Source organism: Actinosynnema sp. NPDC004786 (assembly GCF_053601135.1).
On sequence record NZ_JBSGBG010000017.1, the window covers coordinates 38,028 to 49,090 of the forward strand.

Genomic DNA, 11,063 nt, shown 5'->3' on the forward strand with positions numbered 1-11,063 from the left:
CATGATGAGACCGAACGCGCGCAAGTCCTGGGTGCTGCTGCACGTCATCACGTCCGTCGGCTGGCTGGGCGTCACGATCGGGATGCTCGTGCTGGCGCTGGCGGCGTTCGACGCGCCGCAGCTGTACCAGGCGATGTCCTTGCTCGGCGACGCCGTCGTGCTCCCGCTGGCGCTGGCCGCCCTGGTCACCGGGGTGGTGCTGTCGCTCGGCACGAAGTGGGGGCTGGTGCGGCACAAGTGGGTGCTGGCCAAGTTCGCGCTGACCGTCGTGGCCGTGGTCGCCACGACGTTCTCGCTGCGCTCGGCGCTGCACGAGGCGGCCGACGGCGTCGTCGGCACGGCGGGCGGCGACGTGCTGACCGCGGCCTGCGTCTCGCTGACCCTCTACACGGTGAACACGGCGCTGTCGGTGTTCAAGCCCTGGGGCCGGACCCGGTGGGGTGCAGCTCGGCCCGTCGGCGCTCGACCATCGTGACGAGGTCCGCCGGGTCGCACTCGGCGAGGTGGTCGCGGACCAGGTCGTGCGGGAACCGGTGCCCGTCGACCAGCAGCACCCGGTCCCGCGCGGATTGCAGGACCGCCTTGCGCCGCAAGGGGAACTCGTCCAGCGCGAGCGGCCGGGCGAGCAGTTCGGCGACCGGGTGCGCGGGCCGGTCCGCGAGCGGCGTGACGGCCAGGCCGACCAGCAGCCCGGTCACCGCGCCCCACGCCGACGGCCGGACCTCCGCGCCCGCGAGCCCCGCGAGGCCAACCCCGACGGCGCCTGCCGCCGGCAGCCAGCGCAGCCCGGTGACCGGCCGCACCCGCAGGCCCGACCACACCTCGCGCAGACCGCCGACGAACACGCCCGCCACCGCGCCCGTGCCGAGCCCGATCCCCAGGCCCGACACCAACTGCGGCGAAGGCCCCGTCACCACCATCACCCCGGCCGGCACGAGCGCGCACACCACGGCCCAGTACCGGTCGCGGGTGTTGCCGTAGCCGACGAGCAGCGTGACCAGGACGACCAGCGCGTACCCGACCGGCGCCGGCCACCGCGCGGCCGACGCGCCGAGCAGGCCGCCGAGCCAGGCCACCGCGCCGACCACCACGACCCCGGCCGCGAAACCCGTTGCCGCCCAGAGGTTCCCGCGGCGGGGATCACTGCGGGGCACCCGGAAGTCGCCGTGGGGCAAGGCGATCGTGGCGAGGGCGGCGACCGCGCCCGCGACCAGGCCCAGTCGGACACCGACCACGAAACCCAGTGCCGCCGCCGCGCCCGCCAACGCGCCCGGCGCGGCCCGCCGGAACATCCGCCACACCACCTCGGGGCCGACGAAGTCGAGCCACACGTGCCGCGGGGGCAGGTGCGACCGCGCCACCAGGTCGTGCCGGCGCCGCGCGATCCTGGCCAGGAAGCGCAGGGCGCGCACCGTCCGATCAGGACGGACGCCGCGGGCGGCCGACTCCACCACGTAGGTGTCCAGCACGCCCCGGTACTCGACCCGCCCGGCCCGGTAAGCCAGCGCCAGCAGCCCGAACGCGAGCGGCGTGCGCAGTTCGTCCCAGAGGTCCGGGTTCTTGTCCAGCTCGTCGCGCAGCCCGTCCAACCGCGGCCCGCACGCGTCGATCAGCTCCAGCACCACGGTGCGCGCCAACGGTTCCACGCGCACGACGCGGTACCGGGGCAGGTGCTCGTGCTCGTCGCCGTCGGTGCACACCACGACCTGCGGCACGTTCAGCGCGGTGATCCACGCCAGGCACTCGACCCGGTCCACCGGCGCGAGGTCGTCCAGCCCGTCGAACAGCAGCACCAGGTTGCGCTCCCGCAGCCACGCCCGGCCGACCCGCGGCGCGATCCGGTACCGGTCGGCCAGCACGCGCAGCAGCCACTCGCGGAAGTCGTCGTCACGCCGCCACCCGCCGAGGTCCACGACCACGGGGATCGGCCGGATCGGGTCGGCCGCGGCCCGCGCCAGCAACGCCTCGGCCAGCTCCAGCACCAACGTCGTCTTGCCCGCGCCCGGCTCGCCCACCACGACCAGCGGGTCGCGGATCCGGGTCGGCAGGCGCGGTCCGACGCGGGGCGCGACGCCGAGCTTCAGCCGGAGTTGTTCGGCCGGCGACCCGGCCACGCGCGCCCGCACGAACCGCTCGACCCGGTCCAGCGCCACCCGCCGGTTCGTCGGGTGCGCGGGACGCCGCCGCACGAGCAGCGCGGCCAGCCGGTCCCACGCCGCCAGGCACGCGGTGAGCGCGGACAGCCCAGCCAGCGCCGGCCACAGCCACGACGCGTACGGGCCGAGCACCCGCGGCGCGGACCCGCCGGTGACGGCGTTGACCGCCACCGGGACCAGCACCAGGACCGTCACCCCGCCGACCACGACCAGCGCGACCAGGCGGGCGGTGCGGCCCAGCCGGCCCCCGCCGCGTCGCGCGTCCATCTGCCCTCCCACCAGGTCGCGAACGACGGTAACGGCGTTCGCGGCGCGGGGGTAGGCGAGTTCCCGTGGTCGGGCGGTCACGCTGGGTGGTCCCGGCTCGGCCGGGGCGTGCGGCGGTTCAGCCCCGGAGGAAGTCCACCAGCAGGCGGTTGACCGCGGCGGGCTGTTCGAGGAAGCCGTAGTGGCCCGCGTCGGCCACCTCCTCGTACCGCGCGCCCGGGATGGCCTCGGCCACCTCGCGGGCCAGGTGCGGGGGCAGCACGCGGTCGTCGGCGAACCCCACCACCAGGCACGGCACGCTGATGGCGCGGTAGGCGTCGAGCCTGTTGTCGAACTCGTTCATCTCCATCTGGGCCCGCACGCCCTTGCCCACCGTCGAGCCGGTGAACTCGAAGACGTCCAGCCAGTCGCGCGCCACCACCGGGTCGCGCAGCGTCGCGGGGGACAGGTTCAGCACCGCGTTCACCGCCGCGTAGTACCGCGCCGGCAGCGTGATCCCCTGGTCGTGCAGCTCGCGCTCGCCCCGGGACAGCGCGTTCTGCACCGGGTCGTTGCGGCCCGCCGTGCCGAGCATGACGGCCTTCGACACCAGGTCCGGCCGGGCCAGCGCCAGCTCCTGCGCCACCCGCGCGCCCATGGACGTGCCGACCACGTGCGCCCGACCGCCCAGCGACTCGATCAACGCCGCGACGTCGCCCACCAGGTCCCCGATGACCATCCCGGACGCGCACTCGTCCGTCGGCGGGATGCCGCGGTTGTCCGGCGTCGCCACCCGGAACCCCGCCGCGCGCAGCGCGGGCACCTGGTGCGCGTGCCACACCCGGCCGGGGCTGCCGGTGCCCATCACGAGCACGACGAGGTCCCCCTCGCCCTCCACCTGGTAGCTGAGGTTGATCCCGTTGAGCGCGACGACCGGCATGGCCCGCAGGTTACTGATCGGCTCCACGCGACCGCTACGGGAACGCCGGGGTTGAAACTGACACCGGTGTCAGGTTCCACCATGCGGCATGCGCACCACCACGACACCGACGACCGCCGCGCCGGGCGCGGCGAAGCTGCCCCTGCGGCCACTGCTCGCGCTGGCCACGGCCGCGTTCACCACCGTCCTGACCGAGGCCCTGCCCGCCGGCGTGCTGCGCGGCATGAGCGCCGGCCTGGGCGTGAGCGAGGCCGCGACCGGCCAGCTCGTCACCGTCTACGCGATCGGCACGGTGGCGGCGGCGATCCCGCTGTCCACGATCACCTCCGGCTGGCCGCGCAAGCGCTTGTTGCTGGTGGGGGTGGCGGGGTTCGCGCTGGCCAACACCGTCACCGCCGCGTCCGCGGACTTCGCGCTCACGCTGGCCGCCCGGTTCGTCGCCGGCGTGGCGGCGGGCGTGGTGTGGGCGCTGCTGGCTGGCTACGCCCGCCGGATCGCGCCCGACCACCTGCGCGGCAAGGCGACCGCGCTCGTCATGACCGGCATCCCGGTCGCGTTGTCGCTCGGCGTGCCGGCCGGCACGTTCCTCGGGGGCGCGCTCGGCTGGCGCGCCGCGTTCTGGGCCGTGACGGCGATCGCCGCGGTGCTGCTCGGCTGGGTGGCGGCGGTCGTGCCGGACCTGCCCGGTCAGCCGCGCGGCGGCCGGATCCCGGTGGGTCGGACGCTCGCCCGGCCCGGCGTCGTGCCGGTGCTGGTCGTGGCGCTGGTGTTCGTGCTCGCGCACACGGTCCTCTACACCTACGTCGCCGCGTACCTGGCCCGCCTCGGCCTGGCCGACCGGGTGGACGCGGTGCTGCTGGTGTTCGGCGTCGCGTCGGTGGCGGGCATCTGGGTGGTGGGCGCGCACATCGACCGCCGCCTGCGCGTGCTCATGATCACGGCGGCGGTGCTGGTGGCGGTCGCGGTCACCGCGCTGGCCGCCGAACCGGCGTCGCCGCTCCTCGTGCACGTCGCGGCCGCGTTGTGGGGCCTGGGCTTCGGCGGGGTGCCGACGCTGCTCACCACGGCGGTCGGCGACGCGGGCGGCGAGGCCGCCGACCCCGCGCAGGCCCTGCTGGTCACGGTGTGGAACGCGGCCATGGCGGGCGGCGGCGTCGCGGGCGGCGTCCTGCTCGACCGGTTCGGCGCGGGCGCGTTGCCGTGGAGCGCGCTGGCGCTCCTCGTGCCGGTCGTGGTCGTCGTGGTCGCCGCCCGCGGGCACGGGTTCCCGGCGGTCCGCCGGTGATCAGCGCGGCCCGTGCTCGGCCCACTCGATCGCGGGGCAGCGGTCCATGACCATGTCCAGCCCGGCCTCGGTGGCCCGGCCGAACGCCTCCTCGTCGAGCACGCCGAGCTGGAACCACACCGCCTTCGCCCCGATCCGCACCGCCTCGTCGGCGAACTCGCCCGCCGCCTCGGACCGGCGGAACACGTCCACCACGTCGACCGGGAACGGGATGTCGGCCAGCGACGCGTAGCCCTGCTCGCCGTGCACGGTCGGCGCGTCCGGGTGCACGGGCACGATGCGCTTGCCGCGCTGCTGGAGGAACCGGGCCACGCCGTACGCGGCCCGGCTCGGGTTCTCGGCCAGCCCCACGACGGCCCAGGTCTCGCCCTCCGCCAGGATGCGGCGGATCTTCTCGGGGTCACCCCACGGTTCGGTCATGGCACCAGCGTAGGACGGGCTGACGTGAACCGTTTTCGCGTTTACTCTCGGGGTTCCGCCGCCGCGGAGCCTTCGAGAGGACGTCTTGATGCGCGCCACCCGACCAGTCCTGATCGCCACCCTCCTCGCGGCCGCGGCCCTCGCCGCGCCGGTCACCGCGCACGCCGGGACCGCCGACGGCGTCTACTACGTGCAGAGCGCCACCACGGGCCTGAACGCCGGCGTGTCGGGCACGTCCGTGCTCCAACGCCGGCCGAAGGGCGACGAGGACCACCAGCAGTGGACCCTCGTCGGCCGCACGCTGCGCGAGGGCGCGCAGTGCCTGGGCCGCCGGGGCGACCTGGCCGTGATGACGTCGTGCGACAGCGCCGACGCGCAGTGGGACGTGCTGCCCGACGGCGACTCCGACCGGTACCGCCTCAAGGTCCCCGGCGCGGACCGCCACCTGGTCGCCGTCGGCACGGACCAGGTGCGGGTCGGCGCCGGCGCGGACCTCTGGTACCTCACCCCCGTGTCCCCTCGGCGGGTGCCCGTGCCGCCGGAGGGCGAGCGGCGGCTGGACCAGGTCACGTTCCTCACCGCGCACAACGCCTACGCCAACGGCGTGGACGGCGGCTTCGCCCCGCCGTTCGTCAACCTCGCGCCGAACCAGGCGCGCGGCATCGAGCGGCAGCTCGCGGACGGCGTGCGCGGGTTCCAGCTGGACGTCCACCAGACCCCGGACGGCGCGATCCTGTGCCACAACAGCTGCACGTTGGTCAGCCGCCCGGTGGCGCTGTGGGTGGACCTGCAGCGGATCGTGGACTTCCTGCGCCGCAACCCGAACGAGTTCGTCACGGTGTTCCTGGAGGACTACGTCGCCGCCGAGGTGCTGCGCGCCGAGCTGGACCGCGTCACCGGCCTGCGGGACCTCCTGTTCCGCCCCGACCTCGCGGGCGTGCGGACCGGCGGCTGGCCGACCCTGAACACCCTGCGCGCCGCCGGCACCCGTCTCATGATCTTCACCGACCACGCCCGGTCGGGTGACGCGGTGCCGCGCGACAGCTTCGGCGTGATGTACCAGCCGGAGTGGACGGTGGAGAACCACTGGTCGATGGGACCCGGCCTGGGCGGCTCGGACTGGTCCTGTCACAGCCGCTGGAGCACGCCGCTCACCCGCACCGAGCCCGGCTTCCGGCCGCTGTTCGTGATGAACCACTTCCGCGACGTGCCGTTCACCGGCACGGCGACCACGGACAACGGCAAGCTCGCCGACCGGGCCCGCCGGTTCTGCGAGCCCGCCGCCCGCAAGACCCCCACCTACCTGGCCGTGGACCACTACCACCTGGGCGACCCGATGGCGGCGGTCCGGGCGCTGTCCGGCGAGCGGTTCTAGCGGGACCCCTCCTCCGGTCGCGCCAGCCCGCAGCCGGGGGCGGTCAGGTCGACCCGGCCGCCCCCGGTCAGGCACGGGACGATCTGGTGGGTCTGCTGCCCGTACCCGATGCCCTGGCGCACGGTCACCTCGCCGTTCGCGTCCACCTCGCACGGGTTGTTGTCCGTGCACCGCTCGCCGTCCTCGTTGCCGGTGTTGTTCACGCCGACCACCTTGCCCGTGGCCACGTCCACCACGGGGGAGCCGGACGTGCCGCCCCTGGTGCGGCACGCCTCGGTGTAGCGCAGCGAGCCCCGCCACGTGTACCGGCCCTCGCGCAGCTCGTGCACGTAGCCGTCCACCTCGCAGGAGTAGGTGCGCCGCCAGTAGCCCGAGACCACGGTGATGTCGATGCCGTCGCCGGGGTGCTCGGCCGACAGCTCCAACGCCCGCGAGCCCAGCCGCTCCAGGTCGGCGTAGGTGGAGGTGATCCGGTAGAGCGCGACGTCGGTGCCGAACATGGTGGCGTAGACCAGGGAGGAGGCGCGCAGCGTGCCGAGCGAGCCGTCGCCGGAGGCGTTGAGCAGGGTGAACTCCCGCTCCGACGGCTCGTCCCGGACGACCTCGCGGGCTCCCAGGAACCGCACGCAGTGCCCGTTCGTCATGACCAGCGCCGGGTCCGACGGTTCGTGCTCGGGCGGCCGGACGACCGCGCCGGAGCAGCCCTTCAGGGACACGGTCCCGGTGAAGTCGACGTCGGCCCGCGCGGGCGCGACCGGCGCGGCGGTCGCGGGGACGGCGGTCGCGGGCACGGCGGACAGGGACAGCAGGAGCGCGGCGAGCACCGCTACCGGATGGCGCATGGGCGTTGATCCAATCAGCCGAACCCGGGGGCCGCACGCCCGTTCACCCGCTCGCGTCACGGGAGGGCGGGCGCGCGGCGGTCTCGCGGCCCGCCCTGTCCCGCCCTGCCCGGCGAACCCTGCCCTTGCCCGCCGAACCCCTGCCCGCCGAACCCTCCGCCCGCCGATGCCGACCCCGGTCTCGGCCTACCGCCAGGCGTGCCGTGCCGGCCGGCAGTGGCGCTACTCGCCCTTCTGCCCGTCCGCCAGCTCGCGCAGGAAGTCCAGGTGGCCGACGTGCCGGCCGGTCTCCTGGACCAGGTGCGCGAGCACCCAGCGCACCGTCCGGCCCCGGCCGTCGCGGTCGCCGCGCGTGCGGTCGTCCGGCCCGAGCCCGTCGAGCGCCCGCGCCGAGTGCTCCCACTCCGCCCGGTACTCGGCGATGACCGACTCGACCGTGTCGCCCTCCCGCAGCCGCCACGACGCGTCCGCGTCCTCGCCCCACAGCGACGGCAGGTCCGCACCGCCCGTCTCGATCGACAGCCACCACCGCTCCACCGCCGTCAGGTGCCGCAGCACGCCGAGCGCGCTCACCACCGGCGACGTCGGGATCGGCGCGGCCGAGGCGTGCTCCCGGCTCAGGCCCTCCACCTTGGACACCGCGGTCAGGCGCAGGAAGGTCAGGAACTCGGTCAGCAGCCGCAGCTCGTCGTGGGCGGCCACCTCGGGCCACACCCGCTCGTTCGAACTCATGTTCGACACCTTAGGTCAGGCGGGTCCGGCGGTACCACCGCGGTGACGTGGTGACCGGCGGTTTCAGCGCGGCTGCCCGCACCACCAGCACGTTGGGCCCCGGCCGTGTCGCGTACTCGTCCAGCCGCTCCCGGAACGCCGCGCCGAAACCGTCCACGGCGGACGCCTCCACGCCGAAGCTCCCCGCCAGCGCCACGAAGTCCGGCGACCGCAGGTCCACCCCGAAGGGCTCGTGGCCGGCCCGCACCTGGTCGTGCCGCAGCATCCCGTACCCGCCGTCGTCCACCAACACGACGGTGACCGGCAGCCGCTCCTGCGCGGCCGTGGCCAGGTCGCCGCACGCGAACAGGAACCCGCCGTCGCCGCACACCGCCACCACCCGGCCGGTCAGCGCCGCGCCCAGCGCCGCCGGGAACCCGAACCCGAGCGTGCCCCACCCGACCGGGTAGGCGAGCCCGCGCGGCCGGGTGATCCGGCCGAACCCGCCGACCCAGTACCCGGCCACGCACATGTCGGCCACCACCCGCCGGCCCTCCAGCGCCTCCAGCAACGGGACCGCGCGCGGCTCGTCCGCCTCCACCGCCTTGCGCACCAGGTCGTTCAGCTCCGCCACCCGGTCGGCCATGCCGTTCTCCGGGCGCGCGGGCACGGCGGCGGCCAGCGCCGACACCACCACCCGGGCGTCGCCGCGCAGCGTCACGTCCGGCCGGTAGTTGCGGATCGCCTCGACGTTGACGTTCAACAACCGCGGCGGCGCGGGTTGCAGCCAGTTCTGGGTCATCATCCCGTCGAAGTCGCTGCCCACCCCGATGACCAGGTCCGCCTCGTCCCACAGCGCGCCGACCTCGGGCAGGTGCACCGGTCCGTGCACCACGTGCGGGTGATCGACCAGCCCGCGCGCGCCGTACGTGGTCACGATGGGCGCGCCGATGCGCGAGGCCAGCTCGCCCAGCGCCGCGCCCGCCCCTGACCGCGCCGCGCCGCCGCCGGCCCAGATCAACGGCCGCTCCGCGCCCGCGACCAGCTCCACCCCGGGACCCACGTCCGGCGCGGACGGGGCCCGCGTCGGGATGCGGCTCCACACCCCGGCGTCCGCGGTGAGGAAGTCGGTCGGCACGCCCAGGTACACCGGGCCCTGCGGCGCGGTCGTGGCCAGCAGCGCGGCGCTGTCGGCGTAGATGCCGACCGACTCCGCCTCGCGCAGCGTCCACCCGCCCTTGACCACCGGCAGGAACATCGCGCGCTGGTCACGCGTCTCGTGCAGCGTGCCGCGGTACTCGCCGGGGCGGCGCAGCGACGACGGGATGTCGGTGGCGACGATCAGCACCGGCGACCCGGACGCGTACGCCTCGCCGGTCGCGCCCAGGCAGTTCGCCGCGCCCGGACCGGTGGTCACCAGGGCCACGCCCAGCCGGCCGGTGGCGCGGGCGTAGCCGTCCGCCGCGTACACCGCCGTCTGCTCGTGCCGCACCCCGACCAGGCGGATGCCGGAAGTGCGCAGCGCCTCCCACACGGGCAGGTTGTGCACACCGGGCAGCCCGAACACGACCTCGACGCCGTGCGCGGCCAGCACACCCAGCAACCGCTCCGCCCCGCTCACCATGCGCCAGACGCTAGGGACGCGCGGCCCCCGGGGCAACGGTGCGCTATCGTCGGTGACGGCGTGTGCGAGCAGACGTGAGGCTGGAGCCACTCCCCGGCAACCGGGTGGCGTGATCCGCCGCGGGGTGAGGGCACCCCTGCTCGCGAGGTACACCGAAGACCGTTGAACGACGCGTGACGCGTCCTTGTTGCGCCGGGCCGGGCGGCGGGAGCGAGGACTGCCATGGCGCGATCGTCGTTGACCGAGCAACTGGTCGACCTCCGCCGGAGCTACACCGGCGAGAACCTCACCCAGGCCGTGCCCGCGGTGAAGGCCGTGCTGCACGGCCTGCCCGACGACCGGCGCGAACGCGTGGTCGACGCGCTGCACGGCAAGGCCGACGTGCGCGGCCTGTTCCTGCCCGACGCCGAGCACGACGACCAGCGCGCGCTGGAGTGCGTGCTGCTCAAGGCGGGCCTGGACGCCGCCGGGCACCTGCAACTGCGCCCGCCCGCGAGCATGCTGCGGCCGGCGCACGCGTTCCGCACCGTCGAGCCGTTCGCGCACCCCCGCGTGCACCTCACCGAGCACGCCCTCGGGCCGCTGCTGTACGAGCTGCTGCCGCGCCACGACGAGTCGTGGGTCGCGGGGGTGGCCGGCCTGCGCGTCACCCACCACCCGCGGTCGGTGGAGCTGCGGCTGATCGGGCTCGACGCGGCCGTGCACCTGGCGGGCGTGGACGAGCGCGCGTGGGCCGAGGGCATGCGGTACGTGCACAACCTGCTCAAGGGCCGCCGGATGAGCAGCGCGTTCATCGACGGCCCGCTGACCCGGGTGGAGCAGGACCACCTGGACGAGACGCCGTACCCGACCGGCGTGGGCAGCGCGGTGCTGCGCCGCTACCACCTGTTCAGCGCCGCGCCGTGGGTGCGGGCGCTGGTGCAGGGCGACCGGTGGTGGGTCGAGTGGCCCACGAGCCTCGGCGTGCCGAAGATCGCGGACCGGTTGCTGCACCCGGTGTTCGGCCTGCCCGGCTCGGTGGAGGTGCCCAGCGCGGGCGGCGGCCTCGGCCTCTCCACCGGCTGGTACGACCTGTACCTGCGCGAGGTCGAAGCGCCGAACCCCGAGCACGAACCGGCGCTGGCGGCGGCCGAGTGGCCCGAGGGCGTGACGGGGTGGTGGGAGCCGCCGCACGCGGTGCGGTAACCGGCGGGGGAGCGGGTCCGGCGACGGCCGCTTCGTTCGGTGCGGCGGGCGGCGGCCCCGAACCCACCCGACCACCCCGCCCGGTTGGCCGGCGAGCCGGGCGGAACCGACACCGGCCGCCGGCCGCCCGGCCCGGTCTTGCCGTGCCCGCCTGCCACTGCCGCGCCCCGCCCCGCCCGGCCTGGCCTGACCCGGCCCCGCCCCCGCCCGGCCCCGCCCGGGTCTGCTCGGCCCTGCCTGGCCCGGCCCTGCCTGGCCTGGCCCGGCCCTGCCTGGCCC

General features: G+C 75.4%; 10 protein-coding genes. 4 read left to right on the forward strand and 6 right to left on the reverse strand.

The window, feature by feature from the left end; translation table 11 throughout:
* Nucleotide 1: 1 nt before the first annotated feature.
* Nucleotides 2–475, forward strand: a complete 474-nt coding sequence (locus ACWEFJ_RS17380; protein ID WP_449714341.1) for a hypothetical protein — start codon at nucleotides 2–4, stop codon at nucleotides 473–475.
* On the opposite strand, the gene ACWEFJ_RS17385 is transcribed toward ACWEFJ_RS17380, so the two are convergent.
* Complete coding sequence (locus ACWEFJ_RS17385; RefSeq protein WP_449714342.1) at nucleotides 414–2,423, reverse strand: NACHT domain-containing protein; 2,010 nt, start codon at nucleotides 2,421–2,423, stop codon at nucleotides 414–416. The two genes, ACWEFJ_RS17380 and ACWEFJ_RS17385, sit on opposite strands and share 62 nt — an antisense overlap.
* Nucleotides 2,424–2,541: 118 nt before the next feature.
* The gene (locus ACWEFJ_RS17390) at nucleotides 2,542–3,342 is read right to left on the reverse strand and encodes an alpha/beta fold hydrolase (protein WP_378084684.1); all 801 of its coding nucleotides are present in this window, start codon (nucleotides 3,340–3,342) and stop codon (nucleotides 2,542–2,544) included.
* An 88-nt stretch (nucleotides 3,343–3,430) separates the two neighbouring features.
* Between ACWEFJ_RS17390 and ACWEFJ_RS17395 the strand changes: the two genes are divergently transcribed.
* Nucleotides 3,431–4,627, forward strand: a complete 1,197-nt coding sequence (locus tag ACWEFJ_RS17395; RefSeq protein WP_449714343.1) for an MFS transporter — start codon at nucleotides 3,431–3,433, stop codon at nucleotides 4,625–4,627.
* On the opposite strand, the gene ACWEFJ_RS17400 is transcribed toward ACWEFJ_RS17395, so the two are convergent.
* Nucleotides 4,628–5,047, reverse strand: coding sequence for a CoA-binding protein (locus ACWEFJ_RS17400; protein WP_378084680.1), 420 nt, complete (start codon nucleotides 5,045–5,047; stop codon nucleotides 4,628–4,630).
* An 88-nt stretch (nucleotides 5,048–5,135) separates the two neighbouring features.
* On the opposite strand from ACWEFJ_RS17400, the gene ACWEFJ_RS17405 reads away from it, so the two are divergent.
* Nucleotides 5,136–6,422, forward strand: coding sequence for a PI-PLC domain-containing protein (locus tag ACWEFJ_RS17405; protein ID WP_449714344.1), 1,287 nt, complete (start codon nucleotides 5,136–5,138; stop codon nucleotides 6,420–6,422).
* Here ACWEFJ_RS17405 and ACWEFJ_RS17410 read toward each other — a convergent pair.
* From ACWEFJ_RS17410 to ACWEFJ_RS17420, 3 genes are all read right to left on the reverse strand, one after another.
* Nucleotides 6,419–7,264 carry a S1 family peptidase gene (locus ACWEFJ_RS17410; protein ID WP_449714345.1) on the reverse strand — a complete coding sequence of 282 codons (846 nt, stop codon included), beginning with the start codon at nucleotides 7,262–7,264 and terminating at the stop codon, nucleotides 6,419–6,421. The two genes, ACWEFJ_RS17405 and ACWEFJ_RS17410, sit on opposite strands and share 4 nt — an antisense overlap.
* Nucleotides 7,265–7,486: 222 nt before the next feature.
* Complete coding sequence (locus tag ACWEFJ_RS17415) at nucleotides 7,487–7,996, reverse strand: DinB family protein (protein ID WP_378084674.1); 510 nt, start codon at nucleotides 7,994–7,996, stop codon at nucleotides 7,487–7,489.
* Between the two features lie 10 nt (nucleotides 7,997–8,006).
* Nucleotides 8,007–9,599 (reverse strand): thiamine pyrophosphate-binding protein, encoded by a 1,593-nt coding sequence (locus ACWEFJ_RS17420; RefSeq protein ID WP_449714346.1) that lies wholly within the window; start codon nucleotides 9,597–9,599, stop codon nucleotides 8,007–8,009.
* A gap of 222 nt (nucleotides 9,600–9,821) precedes the next feature.
* Between ACWEFJ_RS17420 and ACWEFJ_RS17425 the strand changes: the two genes are divergently transcribed.
* Nucleotides 9,822–10,784, forward strand: coding sequence for a hypothetical protein (locus ACWEFJ_RS17425; RefSeq protein WP_449714347.1), 963 nt, complete (start codon nucleotides 9,822–9,824; stop codon nucleotides 10,782–10,784).
* Nucleotides 10,785–11,063 lie beyond the last annotated feature (279 nt).